At 44.6% G+C, this 17,108-nt stretch carries 19 protein-coding genes; 15 read left to right on the top strand and 4 right to left on the bottom strand.

Annotated elements, in window-relative coordinates:
• Positions 1-29: 29 nt before the first annotated feature.
• A complete protein-coding gene (locus tag BUC22_RS19970; protein WP_013381259.1) occupies positions 30-386 on the bottom strand; it encodes a helix-turn-helix domain-containing protein in 357 nt (118 codons plus the stop codon).
• A 208-nt stretch (positions 387-594) separates the two neighbouring features.
• On the opposite strand from BUC22_RS19970, the gene BUC22_RS21990 reads away from it, so the two are divergent.
• Positions 595-753 carry a hypothetical protein gene (locus BUC22_RS21990; RefSeq protein ID WP_013381258.1) on the top strand — a complete coding sequence of 53 codons (159 nt, stop codon included), beginning with the start codon at positions 595-597 and terminating at the stop codon, positions 751-753.
• Positions 750-1,082, top strand: a complete 333-nt coding sequence (locus tag BUC22_RS19965; protein WP_013381257.1) for a helix-turn-helix domain-containing protein — start codon at positions 750-752, stop codon at positions 1,080-1,082. Before BUC22_RS21990 ends, BUC22_RS19965 begins: the two co-directional genes overlap by 4 nt.
• Positions 1,083-1,152: 70 nt before the next feature.
• Here BUC22_RS19965 and BUC22_RS19960 read toward each other — a convergent pair whose 3' ends face one another.
• Entirely contained in the window at positions 1,153-1,368 is a 216-nt protein-coding gene (locus BUC22_RS19960) for a hypothetical protein (protein ID WP_013381256.1), read from the bottom strand.
• A gap of 174 nt (positions 1,369-1,542) precedes the next feature.
• On the opposite strand from BUC22_RS19960, the gene BUC22_RS19955 reads away from it, so the two are divergent.
• Both BUC22_RS19955 and BUC22_RS19950 read left to right on the top strand, forming a co-directional pair.
• On the top strand, positions 1,543-2,058 hold the full coding sequence (locus BUC22_RS19955; protein ID WP_013381255.1) for a PadR family transcriptional regulator: 516 nt from the start codon (positions 1,543-1,545) through the stop codon (positions 2,056-2,058).
• A 151-nt stretch (positions 2,059-2,209) separates the two neighbouring features.
• A complete protein-coding gene (locus BUC22_RS19950; protein ID WP_041689897.1) occupies positions 2,210-3,751 on the top strand; it encodes an MDR family MFS transporter in 1,542 nt (513 codons plus the stop codon).
• A gap of 270 nt (positions 3,752-4,021) precedes the next feature.
• Here the strand turns inward: BUC22_RS19950 and BUC22_RS19940 are convergent, their stop codons facing one another.
• Positions 4,022-4,276 carry a hypothetical protein gene (locus BUC22_RS19940; RefSeq protein WP_013381251.1) on the bottom strand — a complete coding sequence of 85 codons (255 nt, stop codon included), beginning with the start codon at positions 4,274-4,276 and terminating at the stop codon, positions 4,022-4,024.
• A gap of 1,343 nt (positions 4,277-5,619) precedes the next feature.
• Here BUC22_RS19940 and BUC22_RS19935 point away from each other — a divergent pair.
• From BUC22_RS19935 to BUC22_RS19895, 9 genes are all read left to right on the top strand, one after another.
• The gene (locus BUC22_RS19935; RefSeq protein WP_013381247.1) at positions 5,620-6,201 is read left to right on the top strand and encodes a hypothetical protein; all 582 of its coding nucleotides are present in this window, start codon (positions 5,620-5,622) and stop codon (positions 6,199-6,201) included.
• Positions 6,202-6,269: 68 nt separating this feature from the next.
• Positions 6,270-7,121, top strand: coding sequence for a TlyA family RNA methyltransferase (locus BUC22_RS19930; RefSeq protein ID WP_013381246.1), 852 nt, complete (start codon positions 6,270-6,272; stop codon positions 7,119-7,121).
• Entirely contained in the window at positions 7,111-8,007 is an 897-nt protein-coding gene (locus BUC22_RS19925; protein WP_013381245.1) for an NAD(+)/NADH kinase, read from the top strand. The genes BUC22_RS19930 and BUC22_RS19925 overlap by 11 nt, the downstream gene beginning before the upstream one ends.
• A 5-nt stretch (positions 8,008-8,012) precedes the next feature.
• Positions 8,013-8,465, top strand: coding sequence for an arginine repressor (locus BUC22_RS19920; protein ID WP_013381244.1), 453 nt, complete (start codon positions 8,013-8,015; stop codon positions 8,463-8,465).
• A 48-nt stretch (positions 8,466-8,513) separates the two neighbouring features.
• A complete protein-coding gene (gene recN, locus BUC22_RS19915; RefSeq protein WP_013381243.1) occupies positions 8,514-10,217 on the top strand; it encodes a DNA repair protein RecN in 1,704 nt (567 codons plus the stop codon).
• A gap of 132 nt (positions 10,218-10,349) precedes the next feature.
• Entirely contained in the window at positions 10,350-11,009 is a 660-nt protein-coding gene (pduL, locus tag BUC22_RS19910) for a phosphate propanoyltransferase (protein ID WP_013381242.1), read from the top strand.
• Positions 11,010-11,032: 23 nt separating this feature from the next.
• A complete protein-coding gene (gene lgt / locus BUC22_RS19905) occupies positions 11,033-11,812 on the top strand; it encodes a prolipoprotein diacylglyceryl transferase (protein WP_013381241.1) in 780 nt (259 codons plus the stop codon).
• A gap of 164 nt (positions 11,813-11,976) precedes the next feature.
• A complete protein-coding gene (locus BUC22_RS19900) occupies positions 11,977-12,357 on the top strand; it encodes a BMC domain-containing protein (protein WP_013381240.1) in 381 nt (126 codons plus the stop codon).
• Positions 12,358-12,372: 15 nt separating this feature from the next.
• The gene (locus BUC22_RS19895) at positions 12,373-12,909 is read left to right on the top strand and encodes a EutP/PduV family microcompartment system protein (protein ID WP_013381239.1); all 537 of its coding nucleotides are present in this window, start codon (positions 12,373-12,375) and stop codon (positions 12,907-12,909) included.
• A 36-nt stretch (positions 12,910-12,945) separates the two neighbouring features.
• Here the strand turns inward: BUC22_RS19895 and BUC22_RS19890 are convergent, their stop codons facing one another.
• Entirely contained in the window at positions 12,946-13,563 is a 618-nt protein-coding gene (locus BUC22_RS19890; protein WP_013381238.1) for a homing endonuclease associated repeat-containing protein, read from the bottom strand.
• Between the two features lie 276 nt (positions 13,564-13,839).
• Here BUC22_RS19890 and BUC22_RS19885 point away from each other — a divergent pair, with 276 nt between their 5' ends.
• A complete protein-coding gene (locus BUC22_RS19885; protein ID WP_083591196.1) occupies positions 13,840-16,581 on the top strand; it encodes a PAS domain-containing hybrid sensor histidine kinase/response regulator in 2,742 nt (913 codons plus the stop codon).
• Between the two features lie 171 nt (positions 16,582-16,752).
• Positions 16,753-17,004 carry a hypothetical protein gene (locus tag BUC22_RS19880; RefSeq protein ID WP_013381236.1) on the top strand — a complete coding sequence of 84 codons (252 nt, stop codon included), beginning with the start codon at positions 16,753-16,755 and terminating at the stop codon, positions 17,002-17,004.
• Positions 17,005-17,108 lie beyond the last annotated feature (104 nt).

The raw sequence follows: 17,108 nt of genomic DNA, 5'->3' as shown, positions 1-17,108 counted from the left end.
AAACTCCCCTTTTGGGGAGAGGTCAGCATTTAAGATTCTTTATCAAGGGCAATCCGGTGCTTTTCATAGGTTTTTATCATATCCAGCACATAGATTTGTTCCTCTGGGCGGAGATCAACCAGAATTTCATGAATCTGTGTTAAAATCTCATTGGCATTCCACTCGGGGAGCGGATAGGCCATCGGGCCCTCCTCGCGGAGCAACCACTCTTTGCTGATTTCCAGTGTTTTACAGATTGTATCGACATAAGAGACTCGCGGATGCTCTGTTTTGTCGCGTTCGATATCTGTAATAACCGTACGTGAGGTGCCTATTGCTTCAGCCAGTTTATCCTGAGAAAATCCTTTTGCTTTGCGCGCTTCTTTCAACCGTTCTCCGATACTCAATAGTCAACCCCCTTTTATAGTATTTGTTTTTTAATTTACCATACTTGAGACCCGCTGTCAATCAGTGAATTAGGGATATAAACTCCTCTGTTACCAGTGTTTTAAATACTTAGTTGACATTCAGAGTGAATTAATATAAAATGAATTTAATAGACGAAAAAGAATATAAAATACATATACTTAGACCTGATGAATGGAGGAGATTCCAGTGAGTAAAGAAAATGCGGTTGTTGAGGAAATTCTCGAGCATTTGAGTCAGGCCACACCTGAATTTCAAAAGGAAATTCTTTCGGTGGTAACAGAGCTAAAGGCGACCTCGGATCCCGATGATACAGCTTCTAAGGAAAGAAAGGAGCACAGGCAATGAAGGAACTTGACCACAAAGCCATTGGTTTGAGAATCCGAAAACAGCGGATACTTCTAAAAATGAGCCGTGAAGAGCTGGCGCAGAAAATAGGAGTTTCCACTACATTTTTGACAGATATAGAGTTGGGAACAAAAGGATTTTCACTTAAGAGTCTGAACCGTTTTTCTCAGGTACTCAAAATGTCGGCAGATGCTATTTTATATGGACCAGAAAATTCTGGTAAAACGACGGGTTTGCTGGATGCAATGGCTCAGTGCCCTGAGGAGATAGTCCACTGCGCAGAAGAGATAATTCTGCTTTTCCTTTTGAGCCACCAACGCGAACAATAAATTAAGCAGCATGATAATAAAAGCAAACAGGGACCCTTTGGCAAAGGCCTCTGTTTGCTTTTATTTTAGGTCAATATTCTATTTTCTGAGGTGCAATGCCGGCCAGGTCAGATTCATCTAAATAAATTGAGACTTCGCCACATTTTGGGCAGACCGCAGCCTTTGGCATTCCGATCGTTTCGCCAAATGTACCCTCTTTTGTAACTTTTAAGCCATTACCTGAGCTGTCAATTTTAATGTCAAAGCTTTCGCTCATTTCATATTGACAATGTGGACAAATTCGCATTTGTTACACCTCCAATTATATTATATGGTCTTATTATATCACATTGTATGAAATTGGTGAAGCTATTTAAGTATGTTTGTAAAAGACTATGCTCTGAATTTGGGATTGACTTTTTCTAAAAGATGGTCTATACTGATACTAGTCTCGATTATACTAGTTGTCGAAGGAGAAGTGATGTCGACAGTAAATTTATTAATTCTGGGTGTTTTAATGGAACAGCCCATGAACGCTTATGAAATGCAAAAAGTTATGGACAGCCGCTATATCAAACGGTGGACTAAGATCAGCACCCCCTCTATTTATCGAAATCTTGTGACACTCTGCGAACGGGGATATATTGATGGAGAGGTGGTTAAAGAAGGGGAAATGCCGCAAAAAACCATCTACACCATAAACGAAAAAGGAAAGGCCTGCTTTTTCGATTTGATGGAGAAATGTATTGATAAGCCCGAAACGGTCTATCTGCCTTTTACGGCATTTATTGCGAATATTGAAAAGCTTGATGATGCGACTGGAAAAGCAATGCTTGATCAATTATATCAGACTTTTTTTGACAAAGCGCATCGGCTTGAAACAGTGGCAAAGGGACCTTTGGTATATCAGGGAACTTCGGTCATTGATTTGAACCGTAGAATGTACCTGCTGTTTTGTGATTGGATTAAAGAATTTAAAGAGAATTATTACGGATGACTGGCATTACCGTTTATCCGTTTGTTTTTAACTTTATAGTATATTCGATAGTAGTATAAAAGAGATTATTCCGCCTCTAATGCGGTTTTATTTTAAGTTTAATAGTATCGTTGATACTAGTATCAAGTAGATGAAAGAAGGATTTATTTTAATGAAAAAAACAGATAATACATCAACTACATTGATTTTGATCGGTGTAATGGTCAGCCTTTTGCTGGCAGCCCTTGACTCGACAGTTGTCAGTACTGCGATGAAGCCTATTATCGAGGATTTAGGCGGTATGGCTTATTATGCATGGCCTTTTACAGCCTACATGCTTTGCTCAACAATGGCGACATTAATCTGTGGCGGTATTGCGGATATTTATGGTCATAAGCCACTTTTTATGAGTGGAATCATTGCTTTTAGCCTGTTTTCAATGCTTTGCGGAATATCTCAGAATATTTTTCAACTCATTGCGTTCAGAGGTCTCCAGGGGATTGGTGGAGGTTTAATTGCAGCGAGTGTATTTACTGTGATTGCGGATGTATTTCCACCACAAAAAAGAGGGAAATATATGGGGATCGTTTCATCAATGTATGGACTGGCCAGCGTCATAGGACCTCTGGCTGGAGGGTTCTTTTCAGATCATTTAGGCTGGCGGTGGATTTTTTATATGAATTTGCCCATTGGTATTGCAGCCGCTGTACTGATTGGCATAGCGCTTCCAGGAATTAAAAACAACCGTAAAAGCTTGGATGTTTTGGGAATTTTTCTGTTAGCTATGGGTGTGATTCCTCTGCTGTTGGTTTTGAGTCTGGCAGGTAAGGAAATTGGCTGGTTTTCTCTTCACATGAATCTGGCACTTTTGTTCTCGGTACTGGTACTGATCGGATTTGGATTTCATGAGAAAAGGGCTATGAACCCCATTATACCGCTGTCATTTTTGACTAACAGGGCCATCAGCTTTTCTTTTGCGACCGCCTTTTTAGCTCAGTTTGTTATGCTTGCCGCCATCGTTTATCTGCCCTATTATGCCCAGGGCGTTATGGGAATTTCAGCAACGGCATCGGGCATTACGACCATTCCCATGATGCTGGCTCTGTTGATTGCCAGTAATTTTACTGGCAGAATGATTTCGAAATACGGAAAAGCGCCAAGATTGTCAGTTGTATCTTTTGTCATTCTTTTGCTTGGTGCGTTTCTGCTTTCGCACATTGGGGCAGGCACGCCTTACGTGTTGATAGTTACGTATATGTCGATCCTGGGTTTTGGCATTGGCATGAGCATGCCCATCGCGAATGTCAACGCTCAAAATGCCTGCCCTCCGCCCCAGATAGGAACGGTGACTTCGTCAGTGCTGTTTTTTAGAAATATTGGCGGGACAGTGGGATCTTCGATGTGCGGGGCAGTCATGAACGAAGGACTGACAAAGGGAATGTCAAATCTGGATGTGGGCAGCCTTCCGGATACAGTCACGGCGCTCCTGAAAAATCCTCAGGTTATTATTAACGCAGATGCGGTCGACCAGATTCGCACAGGTATACCGGCAATCCTTGTCGATGGTTTTAATACGCTGCTGGGGCAGGCTAAAGAAGTCATTGCGATGTCGGTAGATCATGTTTTCCTGATCTGTGTGGCAGCAGGTATTCTGGGCATTGTAGCCTCGTGTCTTATGAAGGAAGCGCCTTTGCTTTGGAAAACAAAGCCATAAAAAGAGCAGCCGCTTTTAATGCGGCTGCTCTTTTTGATGTTGATATTGGCCGACAGCTGTCACGTATGAGGACCAGGTGGCATGTGGACACCGCACTCTGTGCCTGTTTTCAGAACTTCGTAATAACCGTCAATCCATTCAGACAGGCCTTGAAGCATATGGTTTTTAATCATGTTTTGAGTGTTCGGATTTTTAAACATTTTCTGCATGGCCAGGGAGATGATGGGAAGAGGAAGTTTAAATAATGGCGCAGAAAAGATATTTTTAAGATCAGCCCAAGAGAAGCACATATCTGAACCCTTTTTCTGTAAGCTTTAACATCCGGGCTATCCTCTTTGGTGAATGGGCAAAACGGTCATAGGTGCCGACCTCTAAGATAGCGCCTGCATTGACATAATGTTGGAGATAGTGGACCCGGATCCAGTCAGTTATATCCGCCTGAAGCCTGATGCGCAGGGAGCTGCAGCCAAAAGCTGCCTTTAAAACAATTAAGCGGTCGATTATCTGGCCGCTGCTTTCACCCAACAGGGTGTCTTCAGAAAAGACAATAGTCTCAACCGACGAATCGGAGCTTCCTCCCCGCTCACCTGTGATGGAAAAGCCAACAGATATTCCGCTGGTGCAAAAAAGGGTTGGAGCTCTGACTCAATGACCCAGTGGTTCTGCATAAAAATTAAGAGAACGTCTCCTTTTTTATCTTTTAATTCTGGAATAATGGCTGGTAGCTGGAAGCGGTTGACAGTAACAAAGATCAGGTCATAATTGTCTTTGAGCCCGGTAACGATTTGGGGATGTAGTGGAAACGCTTCAGTATTTCCAGTTTTTCACATTTATCGATAAGCATGAGATCATAGCCTTTTTTGAGCTTCTCTGATACGTTGAGAGCGGAACAAGACATCGACTTGTTGCAGGCTGGATAAAAGCCAGCTGTATACCAGACCGATGGTTCCGGCGCCGTCGATAAGTCTTTTCATTGTTTAACAACCTTTTTGTGCTTTGATTATTACATTTTACCACAGGGGCTTTAAGAAAAACGAAATACCTGTATTACAAAAGTTTGACGATAAAAAATGGGGAGAGCGAAATATGATTTTAGAGGATGCTCTGGCGCATATACACCCAATATTCACGCATTTTGGGAAAAGCAGCTTAAATATTGTTTAATCTTTACATATTTATACAGTTTTTCGCTTGTCGTAAAGAAAGGAAGGTGATATAATCTTATACAGGTGGTGCAGTATTCTAGTCGGCACTGTTGATCACCAGGGCGGGCCTAAAAATCCGTCGAAGGGCATATCGATGAAGTCCCTTGTGAATGCTTTTGACGCCCAGTTGGGGGTGTTCACCGGGGGTTAAGGAAGATGGGGCAACCTGCAATGGCATGTGGGCTTCTGACCCTGCTTCCGTGGAGACCTGTCTAATGATAGGGAAAACCTGTGAATGTGTTTCATTCTGTAGTGGAATGGAGTACTGAAACAGTGTAGCCTGCCTTGAGTGGCTTAGGTGGATGGGCTGACAGTTTTATAATTTCCAGGGCCCGGAGAGTATAAAATATTGCGTTCGAAACCTAATCTGCAAAAGAGGCTAAGGATCAATGGGTGTTGTCGAGGAAAACTCCTAGACTGCTCGCAAGAGGTATAGTGGGGATTATAGTGCACACTTAGTGGTAATTCAGTCCTGCATCCGGTGACGCTGCAGACTACATGTAAAGGGAAACCGCTTTGACGGCGACGTCTTAGTCATGTTTTGGGAAATCCTACTGAACCTATGTCGCAAAGTTTACTCATTATGCTACCACCCCATGAAAGAATGTGAAGGAATTATGCGTCGCATAATTCCTTTCTTTTTAGTTTAAAACTGGAGAATTGATGAAAACAAACAAGAAAAATTTGTCTAAAAAGGAATTAAAAGAGCGCAAGCACCGCCATTGGGTGATCGGAGTTTCCATTGGAACCTTCTTTTCGACCATGCTGGTCACTTATATTTCAGATACGCTTTTAGCCCATACGGGTCTTCTGATTTCTTTCCTTATTTTATTTGCCATTATTGCTTTTGGGATACTGGCGGATATTGTGGGTGTGGCCGTGACAGCGGTTAATATTGAGCCTTTTAATGCCATGGCCGCCAAAAAGCTAAAGGGTGCTAAGACAGCGGTCTCTTTGGTCAGAAATGCTCCGCGGGTGTCAAATGTCTGTAATGATGTTATCGGGGATATCTGCGGCATTGTCAGTGGCGCTACGGGCGTCAGCATTGCCACACAGCTTCTGCGCTTTTATCCGCTCTTTAACGCGGTTGTTTTGAGTCTGGTAATGAGCGGGTGCATTGCCTGCCTGACGGTTGGCGGCAAGGCTCTTGGCAAGGACCTGGCAATGAAGAACAGTACCTCGATTATCCACGGCTTTTCAGTGCCTGTGGCAACCGTTAAGATTTTATTCAAGGGCTGTGAATAACAGCCCGGTTTTGATGGACTTATTATGCCGGCAGACCGGTATCATTTTATAAATAGAAAGTAGAATGTATGAAAAAAGAACGATTTGATAAATATCTCGTTGATCACGGCTTTTTTGATTCTCGGGAAAAAGCTAAAAAAGCCATTATGGCCGGGCTGGTTATGGTGGGCGGCCAAGTCAAGGATAAAGCAGGGGATCAGCTGGCGGTGGACTTAGACCCATCCGTTATCGAGATCAAGGGCAATCCCATCCCTTATGTGAGCCGGGGAGGACTCAAGCTGGAAAAAGGACTTTCGGTTTTTCCGTTTCCGGTACAGGATGGTATTTTCCTTGATATCGGTGCATCGACCGGGGGCTTTACAGACTGTCTGCTGCAAAATGGCGCCGCAAAAGTATACTCGGTGGATGTAGGATATGGCCAGCTTGACTGGCGTCTCCGAGGAAATGAACGCGTAGTGTCCATGGAACGCACGAATTTTAGAAATCTGGAAAAAGGCGCGATCCCGGATAGTGTGGACGGAACGGTTATGGATGTCTCCTTTATTTCAATCACAAAGCTTCTGGACGCGATCCGCTTGTTTTTAAAGGATGGTGGAAAGGGTATCTGGCTTATTAAGCCCCAGTTTGAAGCAGGGCGCGATAAGGTGGGTAAGAAGGGTGTTGTCCGGGATAAAAAGATCCATCAGGAGGTACTGGACAGGACACTTACACAGATTATGGAAAAGCATTTTAAGGTTTTGGGGTTAGATTATTCACCTATACAGGGGCCTAAGGGGAATATTGAATTTCTCTGCTTTGTCGAGAAATTGACAGAATCTGAGACTGCCGGGCTTGAAAACCGTGAACAATTGATTGAGCAGGTAGTCAATACAGCCCACAGCGCCTATAGCAAGAAAGATGGGGAAAGCAATGATGAATGAAGTTGGCATCTATCTCAATTGTGATAAAAGCGATAGTGTGGAAATGGCTGCTAAGTGTATCCGCTACCTAAGAAGGCGTGGAATACAGGTCGCTCTGCTCAATCATCAGATGGAGCCGGATGGAGATCCTGGGGTGAGCATCTATTCCAAGGATGAATTTTACAAGAAGCCGGACTGCATCGTGGTATTGGGCGGAGACGGAACACTGCTGTCTGTTGCCAGGGCATCCTGCATTTACGACATGCCCCTTTTCGGCATTAACCTTGGAAAGCTGGGCTTTTTGACAGAAGGAGAGGCTTCCAACTATGAGCACCTGTTAGAGGCTCTGTGCGATGGCGAGTTCTTCCTTGAAAAGCGGATGATGCTGTCCTCTTCTATACATCGGCCAAACGGCAAGTGCGAGACCTTTCTGGCGCTCAACGACGTTCTTGTGAAAAATACCGGCTTTAGAATGATGGATATTAAAGCATACGCCGGGAAAGAGGGCGAGAACATGATCGACTTTTTCAGAGCAGACGGGATGATCATTGCAAGCCCGACCGGTTCGACCGCCTATTCGCTGGCGGCTGGCGGACCGGTGGTGGCGCCTGGAACAGACGTCATGATCGTCAATCCTATCTGTCCGCACCGGCTTCACGACCGTGCTTATGTGATTGCCGCAGAGGAAGATATCACCATTCGTTTTGATGAGCGTGAGCGGGATATTATTGTAAGCTTTGACGGGCAGAATATTATCCCCATTGGCGCGAGGGATGAGGTTATAGTGAAAAAAGCACCCTATACGGCCAATTTAGTCCGGCTCAACAATGTGAATTTCTACGATCGTCTGAGGAAAAAGCTTTCTGACGATGTGCTTAGCAATATCAGCAATAAAGACAGGAGGTAGACGCCGTGAAAGTAGCAAGACAGACTAAAATCATTGAAATCATTGAAAATAATCAGATTGAAACCCAGGAAGAGTTGGCCGAGCACTTAAAACAGAGTGGCTACAAGGTGACTCAGGCTACGATTTCGAGGGATATTAAGGAGCTTAAGCTTATTAAGGTCATGGGGCAGGACGGACGCCAGTACTATTCCTCCTTAAAAGATATGGGAACCATATACGATGAGCGGGTCGTGGCAGTTTTCAGGGAATCCGTTTTGACGGTTGATACAGCAACCTTTTTAGTAGTGCTTCATACGTTGCCTGCTATGGCCCAGGCGGCCGCTCTGGCCATTGATTCCATGGAGTGGAGTGAGGTGGTCGGCACTGTGGCCGGAGACGATACCATTTTTGTCGCCGTCCGGGAGCAAAATGATGTCAATGAAATCGTAAGCCGCTTTAAAAAATTGATGAAGCCCTGACGGCATCGGGTAAAATAGCCGACAGATTAAAGCACAGGAGAGGTTTTTATGCTGTTAAATATCGTCATTAAAAATTACGCTCTGATCGAGGCCTTGAATATCGACCTGGATCCGGGGCTCAATGTGATCACTGGGGAAACCGGTGCCGGTAAATCCATTGTCATCGACGCGCTTACGCTACTGCTGGGGCAGAGGGGCAATAAGTCCAATATCCGACACGGTGCGGATAAAATGGTGGTACAGGGGCTGTTTGATATTGACGGAAACCAGGCAGTTGCCGCCAAGCTGGCCGAATTTGGTATTGAGCCAGAGGATGGGCGTCTCATTTTGACCCGTGAAATTGACACAAAGGGGAAGAATGTGTGCCGGGCAGACGGGATGATCATCACCGTAACACAGCTCCGGGCCATCGGTGACAACCTGATTGATATCCACGGACAGCATGAGCATCAGTCACTGTTTCAACGGGAGAACCACCGTCATCTTTTGGATGATTTTGGCGGTGATCCAGCCAGGGAGCTGCTGGGCACTGTGGCGGAAGATGCTGCGAGGCTTAAGGAGCTCAGTCAGAAAATCCGCGGTCTTGAAAAGGATGAGCGGGAAATGGAACGCCAGAAGGAAATGTTCTTGTATGAGCTCAAGGAAATTCGGGCCGCAAAGCTGATCGACGGTGAAGAAGAAAGCCTGGAGAGTGATAAAAAGATTCTTGTCAACAGTGAACAGCTTTTCAGAAGCGCCAATGAAGCCTACCAGGTTTTAAATGGTGACGAAAACGCCTACCAGACCGCCCTCTTGGCATTGTTGACCGAGCTGGGTGACCGCATACGGGACATTTCGGAGATTGACAGCGGCTTTAAGGCCTATGAGGCTGTGGTGGAATCGGCTTACCAGGAGCTTGAGAATCTGTCCTTTGAAATCCGCAGCTATATTGACGGTATTGACTTTGACATGAATAATCTGGATGAAGTGGAAAAGCGTCTTGGCGTGATCACCGGGCTCAAGCGAAAGTATGGAAGCTCGATCAAAGAGATACTGGATTATGGTACGATTTTGGAAGAACGGCTTTCTGGCCTTATGAACCGCGATGAGCAGATCGAAAAATTCCAGAAGCAGTATAAAAAAATTCTGAGGGACTATGAAAGCCGGACCACTGCGCTTCATGAAATGCGCAAAAAAGCCGGACAGGTATTTAAGGAAGCCCTTGAACGTGAGCTGAAGGATCTGGCTATGGAAAAAACGGTGGTACAGGTACAGATCAGTCAGGAAAAGAAGCTGATCTCGCCTAAAGGACAGGACCAGGTTGAATTTTTAATCTCAGTTAATCCTGGAGTGCCTCCCAAGCCGCTGCGCAAAATTGCCTCGGGAGGGGAGATATCCCGTATAATGCTCGGTATCAAAAGCATTTTTGGCGACCGAGACCGGATTCAGACTATGATTTTTGACGAGATTGACACAGGCATCAGCGGAAGGACTGCCCAGGCAGTGGCGGAGAAGGTTTTTGAGCTCAGCAAGACCCACCAGATTATCTGCATTACTCATCTGCCGCAGATTGCCTCGATGGCGGATAAGCATTTTTTGGTTGAGAAAAAATCAGACGATGACGGCGTTGAAGTGAATTTTGGACCACTTGGAGAACAGGAGCGCCAGAATGAACTGGCCCGGATGCTCAGCGGCGCAGAGGTGACTCAAACGACGCTCGATCATGCCGCTGAAATGCTGGAAATGACCAAAAAACTAAAAAAGACAAAATAGTAGCAGTCTTTAAAATGCGAAATGCGCAAAATGAACAAAATAGTGCATTAACAAGTGAATAATTTTTAGGTAGAATAAAGCAAGGTAGAGAAACTTAAAAATTAATGGTTAATGAAAAGGAGATTAGTATTTATGGAACGCAGAGTACCATTGGGATTATCAAACAAACACATTCATTTGTCCCAGGAGGATTTAGAAGCTTTATTCGGTGAAGGCTATGAGCTGACACCGAAAAAATTTCTGGTTCAGCCTGGACAGTTTGCAGCGGTTGAAAAGGTCGATATTGTAGGACCAAAGAACACACTGGCAGGGGTTCGTGTTTTAGGTCCGGTTCGTCCAGAGACACAGCTGGAATTAAACATCGCAGATGGTGTTAAATTAGGAATCCATCAGGTTCCGATCCGCTTATCCGGGGACCTGGAAGGTACACCGGGCTTTACCATTATCGGACCAAAGGGTAAAGTAGTTAAGGAAAAGGGGATGATCGTCGCTGAAAGACATATCCACTTATCCACCGAAGAAGGTGCTAACTACAATCTGAAGGACGGCGATATTGTTTCGGTTCGTCTGAAGGGTCCTCGCGGCCTTGTTTTCAATAATGTGCTGGTTCGTGTTGGGGATAAACACAAAATGGAAATGCACATTGATATCGAAGAAGGCAACGCAGCCGGCGCGCGCAATGGACAGCTGGCCTGTATCGTCGATAAGGAAACCGCTACAATTGATTATCTGACCATCTGTGATGACGGAAGTCCACTTCCGATGGTTGGCGATCTGCCAGAAAAAGAATAAATTAAAATTATTGGAGGAATGCCATGCCAACACCGAACCCTACAGCGTTTACGATTTTCAATATTGAGGTGAAATGGTACGGAATCCTCATTGCCGCAGCCCTGGTAATCGGGATGGTAATTGCAGTTAAGCGCAGTTCAAAATACGGCATCAAGAGCGATGACATCATGGATTTTTTTCTGTTCCTGGTTCCATCCATTATCGTGGGCGCGCGGCTTTATTATGTTATTTTTGAATGGGGCTACTATTCAAAACACCTTAATGAGATTATTATGACGCGCTCCGGCGGACTGGCCATACACGGCGGTATTATCGCCGGAGTGATCGTCGGGATTATTCTGTGCCGGGTAAAGAAGATCAATTTCTTTTCTCTGGCGGACACGGTGATCCCTGCATTGCCGCTGGGGCAGGCCATTGGGCGCTGGGGCAATTATCTTAACCAGGAAGCTCATGGCACCATCACCGATCTGCCCTGGGCCATTACGGTGAACGACCCGATTCTGGGGATGATTCGTGTTCATCCCACCTTTTTATATGAGTCCATCTGGGATTTGCTCGTTTTTGGATTCTTGTTCTTTTATGAAAAGAAATTCAAAAAAGTCAACGGCGAGCTGCTGTTTTTGTACCTCGCACTGTATTCTGTAGGACGCTTCTTTATTGAAGGCCTGCGGACGGACAGCCTGATGTTTATGAACATGCGTGTAGCCCAGCTGATTAGTCTGGCGCTCGTGATCGTAGGGTTTGGCGGCATCATTGTCCTCAGAAAAAAATTTGGCGGCGAGCACTTAAACAGTGGCGAATAAGTCTTTAAAACACTCCTGATCAGGGGTGTTTTTTGGGTTAAAATACAAAAAATAGCTTTATCAAACAAGTATTTCCATGTTTTGCTTAAAGATTAAATGTTACAATACATAGTAATACAATAATAAAGAATGAAAAGTTATGGGGATTTTTAGGAGGGACTTCAATGGATGTGAACAATATACTGGGATCAAACGAAGGCAAACTTCGTATCATACAGGAAACCGTACCGGGAAAACAGGTTACACTGGCACATATTATCGCGGGTCCAGACCCGATCGTTTACCAGAAGCTGGGTTTAAACCCAAGTGTGGATTATAATAAGGCAGCCATTGGTATTTTAAGCATGACACCAGCGGAAATTGCTGTTATCGCAGGGGATATGGCCATCAAGACCGCCCCGATTGACATGGGTTTTATTGACCGTTTCAGCGGCACCTTAATCTTTACAGGCCGTATTTCCGATGTTAAATCAGCGGTCAATGCAATTCTGAGCTACCTTCAGGGAACATTAGGCTTTACCATCTGCGAAATTACAACAACATAGAATGAAGGCGACTTTATGAAAAAGATGATTTTGGTTGGCAGGAGTGAATGCGGAAAAACCACGCTGCGCCAGGCGCTGAAGGGCGATACCATTCAATATGAAAAAACGCAATATGTCAATCACTTCGATGTAATTATTGATACACCGGGCGAATACGCCGAAACAAATACACTGGCGCGGGCACTGGCCCTCTATTCCTATGAGGCGGACGTGGTAGCTCTTTTGATTAACGCGACCGAGCCCTATTCCTTATATCCGCCCAACGTCGCACCTGTGGCAAACAGGCCGGTGATTGGGATTGTTACGCAGATCGACCATCCCTGCGCCAATACGGAACAGGCCATCGAATGGCTTAAACTGACTGGCGCTGACCCGATCTTTCCGGTGAGTTCTTATACGGGAGAAGGAATCTGGCAACTTTTAGAATACCTGAAGGAGCCGGGTGATGTCCTTCCCTGGGAAAACCAAGAGGAGGCTGAACAGGAAAGAAACGTAAAATCCACAAAATACGAGATCCAGGAATTTGGTCAGAAGGATTTTGAATTTATCTAAAAAAAGATGGTGTGCCAAAAGGGCGCACCATCTTTTTTAGAGATCTTTTAAGATTTCATCCCACACATCACCGATTCGGGTTGTGCCGAAATAATTAAGACAGGTCGAAACTGTTGGAAGATTTTTGTTTGCGTCTATTTCCTTACGGGTTGGTTTTTTACCGAGGCGTTTAAACTCATCCAGCAGCATCTGTGTGATAATGCTCTTAGAGTAACGGCGGCGTCCCTGGGAAGCAGCTTCTTCGGCGGGTTCAGGATCATTGGCGACTGCTTCAGCAGATTCGGAAATTTCGGGGACGGCAGGAGCTTTCTCCTTGACTGACGTTGGAGTAAGGGCAGAAGCACTGATGCCGGAAGCTTTGACTGCCTTTTCCCATTTCTTGAAAAAGCCAAGATAAGCTTTTGCCGGGGGATCAATCATATCTTCAGGAGTGGGTACACGTCCTAATTCAACGGCTCTCTTTTGTAATTGCTCAATGAGTGTCTTTTTTTCGTAATATTTTCCCATGGTTACCTTCCCTTGATTAACAATAATTTCAAAATTATAAACGGTTATTATTATAGCATAAAACAGTGTAAATACAAGTGAAAATAGACCTGTAAAGTAATAAAAAATAAAACTTCTGGCAATAAAAAACAGGCGGGATAAATCCAAAGCCTGTTTGGTGCTAATTCAGTCGTACTACAGCAAATTTTATACAATAATACAATAATTTACCGTATTGATTATACCACAACGTCATGCAGATGTAAAATAAAGTTTTCAAATTCGCCACGTAAAAAAACATTTAAAAAAATAACAGTAAAAAAATTCGCAAAAGAATAGTGGCAATACTGGATTATTAATTGATTTTAAAAAGCTGTTAAGATATAATGTGAACAAGTGGTTATATTATGATTGAAAGCGACCATGAAGGAGTGAATGGTATTAATGAAAGATAAAAATGAAATAAAGCCGGAATCAGCCGGTGAGCGGATGATGCTGGATGGTATGGGCGTCGGGATATGCAGACTCCTTTTGAGTGAAGAACTACCAGTGCTTTGGGCAAATACAGAGTTTTACAGAAGTATTGGTTATACAGAAGAAACATACCAGGCGCAATTTTCAAATCTCAGGCATTACTATCAGGCCTATCCTGAAGATTTTTATATGCTTAAGAACGCGTTGTTTCTGGCTTTTGATTCTGGGAAGACCCGCGCGAAGGCAGTCTGCAGGATGCCTGTTTTAGAGGGAGAGGCATGGTTTCAGGTGACTGCGACAATGGCAGAAGCTGGGCAAGAGGATGAACCAGTGATTAACGCCGTATTTGTTGAAGTTACAGATATTGTTTCGCTGCAGGAGCAGCGAATGCATTATTTCAAATTAATGATGGATGAATATGTCGGAAATATTTATATCAGCGATATGTCTACCTATGAGCTTTTGTATGTGAACAAAGTATCCTGTGAAACACTGCAGCAGCCAATGGAGAAAATTATTGGGAGAAAATGCTATGAGGTGATACAGGGGCGGTCGACACCCTGCCCTTTCTGTACTAATGACCGTTTAACTGAGGATTCCTTTTATGAATGGGAATTTTTCAATCCGATTTTGGATAGGACCTTTATGATTAAGAACCAGATTGTGAATTGGTATGGACACAAAGCCCGGATTGAGTTGTCTCATGATATGTATAGCGCAGAGTACAAGCTCGCGAAGAAAGACCGTGAGCGTGAAGCTCTGCTCAGAACCATTCCCGGTGGCTTTGCACGTCTGGACGCCCGGGATTTCAAGACTGTTCTTTGGTATGGCGCGGACTTTTTAGATATGATTGGTTATACCAAAGAGCAATTTGAAAAAGAGCTGCATTCCCAGTGTACCTACATATATCCTGACGATCATGCCCGAGTGAAAAAAACTATTGCCGAGCATCAGGCTACAGGGCAGAATACCGTGTTTGAGGTTCGGATCAAAAAGCGGTCAGGTGAACAGCGTATCCTGACCATTACCATGTGCTATGTGGATGGTTTGGACAGCTGGGATGGTATTCCTTCCTTTTACAGCGTCGGACTGGATATTACAGAGGAAAGGCAAGAGCAGCAGAGGCAGCGTATAGCTCTGGAGGACGCCTATCAGGCAGTGCGTGTAGCTAACTCCGCCAAAACTGATTTTCTGTCGTCCATGTCCCACGATATCCGGACGCCTATGAACGCAATCATGGGCATGACAGCCATTGCCAGGGTAAACCTGGAAAGTCCGGAAAAAGTTGGGGATTGTCTGAATAAAATTAATGTCTCCAGCCGGCATCTTCTCAGCCTGATTAATGAAGTTTTGGACATGTCGAAAATCGAGAGCGGGAAGCTTGACCTGTCCTTTGAAGCCGCTGAACTGCCAGAGCTTATCCAGGAAGCGTCGGATATGTGTAAAGCGCTGTTAACTGAGAAAAAGCATGATTTCAGAGTGATTGTCGGACAGGTGCAGCATGAAAAGGTCATCACCGATGGAGACCGTCTGCAGCAGGTCTTTCTGAATCTGCTGTCCAACGCCATCAAGTATACGCCGGAGGGCGGGAAGATCACTCTGCTGATTAACGAGAAGCCTTCGATTATTCCTAAAAAAGGCCAGTATGAATTTATTTTTACGGACAATGGTATCGGAATGGAACAGGAATTTCTTACACAAATTTTTGAACCCTTCTCTCGAGCTGAGGATTCGCGTATCAGTAAAGTTCAGGGAACTGGTCTTGGCATGGCCATTACTGAAAACATTGTGCATATGATGAATGGTACTATTGATGTAAAGAGCGAGCCAGGAAAGGGCAACCAGTTTATTGTGACGGTACCGCTGGAGCTGCAGATTGAGGAAGAGCAAAGCGACGACGCGCTGGCAGGACTGCCGGTGCTGGTGGTAGATGATGATCAGATCGTGTGTGAAAATGCCGCGCTGCTGCTGAATGAACTGGGGATGCGCGGATATTGGGTTTTATCCGGGGCAAAGGCGGTCCAGAGCGTTCGGGCCGCCCATGACCGCGGTGAGGATTATTTTGCGGTCATCCTGGACTGGAAAATGCCTGAAATGGACGGCCTTGAGACAGTCAGAGTGATCCGGGAGCAAATGGGGGAAGAGGTACCTATTATCATAATTTCCGCCTATGATTTTTCGGATATCGAAGACGAATTTCTACGCGCAGGAGCAGATGCCTTTATCACCAAGCCACTATTTAAATCTAAGATGCTGCACGTGCTCCAGCTATTTTGCTGTACGGCCAAGACAGAGACTGAGAATACCAGAGAAGAAGAGGCCCATGACAGACTTTTGGGTAAACGTCTTTTATTGGCTGAGGATAATGACCTCAATCGTGAGATTGCCGTTGAACTTCTTAAAATGCAGGGAATTTTGGTGGAGACTGCGGAGAATGGAAAACAGGCAATGGAGATGTTTAAAACGTCAGAGCCTGGATACTATCAGGCGATCCTGATGGATATTCAAATGCCGGTTATGGACGGTTATGAGGCGACAAGCAAAATACGGGCGATGCACCGGACGGATTCGGATATACCAATTTTTGCGCTCACTGCTAATGCTTTTGTGAGCGATATAGGTAAAGCCCAGAGCGTAGGCATGAATGATCATGTCTCAAAGCCCATTGATATGGAAAGGCTTACAGATATTTTGGAGCAGTGGATCGGGTAATTAACAACAGGCGTGTAGGGAAAGCTTTTTGCACGCCTGTTGTGTTTTTGTATAAAAAACAAAAAATATTGATTGAAAAATATTTTATTAAAAATTAAATCGTAAATAGAGTTGGCAGATTAACTTTTTATCCAGAGAGTTAATCTGTTTTTTGTTGGAAAGGAGAGTGAAATGTATAGCGATGATCAAATCATCTTCGTCAATCAAATGAGTATTCTTGTCTATGCTCAAGCTGCCGGTCTTGGACTGGATTATAAGCTGAAGCATGTTTTAGTCAAAGGTGTTGACAGTCGTGAAATTACTCTCGATGATGGAGAATGGTATTATCACTATATGGGTATCAGAGGTAGAATTATCCAGTTCGCCACATGGCTCCAGGATATCAGATGGAAAGACCCCATGCAGCAGAACTCAGATTATTGACGTTACAGTACGCCTGAACAAATCAGGATACCAACAGGCCTGCTAGAGGATAAACCGATTACAAAGGAAAAAGAAATACCGTTTTCCTTTGCGCCGCCTAAAAA

Source organism: Eubacterium callanderi (genome assembly GCF_900142645.1).
Lineage (GTDB): Bacteria > Bacillota > Clostridia > Eubacteriales > Eubacteriaceae > Eubacterium > Eubacterium callanderi.
The sequence above is the reverse complement of the archived record's forward strand: the minus strand, read 5'-3'. Positions and strand labels throughout refer to the sequence as shown.

Coding starts and splice junctions, on each gene's coding strand:
- BUC22_RS19965 (WP_013381257.1), top strand. CDS start 750: ATGAAGGAACTTGACCACAAAGCCATTGGTTTGAGAATCCGAAAACAG.
- BUC22_RS19960 (WP_013381256.1), bottom strand. CDS start 1,368: ATGCGAATTTGTCCACATTGTCAATATGAAATGAGCGAAAGCTTTGAC.
- BUC22_RS19955 (WP_013381255.1), top strand. CDS start 1,543: ATGTCGACAGTAAATTTATTAATTCTGGGTGTTTTAATGGAACAGCCC.
- BUC22_RS19950 (WP_041689897.1), top strand. CDS start 2,210: ATGAAAAAAACAGATAATACATCAACTACATTGATTTTGATCGGTGTA.
- BUC22_RS19935 (WP_013381247.1), top strand. CDS start 5,620: ATGAAAACAAACAAGAAAAATTTGTCTAAAAAGGAATTAAAAGAGCGC.
- BUC22_RS19930 (WP_013381246.1), top strand. CDS start 6,270: ATGAAAAAAGAACGATTTGATAAATATCTCGTTGATCACGGCTTTTTT.
- BUC22_RS19925 (WP_013381245.1), top strand. CDS start 7,111: ATGATGAATGAAGTTGGCATCTATCTCAATTGTGATAAAAGCGATAGT.
- recN (WP_013381243.1), top strand. CDS start 8,514: ATGCTGTTAAATATCGTCATTAAAAATTACGCTCTGATCGAGGCCTTG.
- pduL (WP_013381242.1), top strand. CDS start 10,350: ATGGAACGCAGAGTACCATTGGGATTATCAAACAAACACATTCATTTG.
- lgt (WP_013381241.1), top strand. CDS start 11,033: ATGCCAACACCGAACCCTACAGCGTTTACGATTTTCAATATTGAGGTG.
- BUC22_RS19900 (WP_013381240.1), top strand. CDS start 11,977: ATGGATGTGAACAATATACTGGGATCAAACGAAGGCAAACTTCGTATC.
- BUC22_RS19895 (WP_013381239.1), top strand. CDS start 12,373: ATGAAAAAGATGATTTTGGTTGGCAGGAGTGAATGCGGAAAAACCACG.
- BUC22_RS19885 (WP_083591196.1), top strand. CDS start 13,840: ATGAAAGATAAAAATGAAATAAAGCCGGAATCAGCCGGTGAGCGGATG.
- BUC22_RS19880 (WP_013381236.1), top strand. CDS start 16,753: ATGTATAGCGATGATCAAATCATCTTCGTCAATCAAATGAGTATTCTT.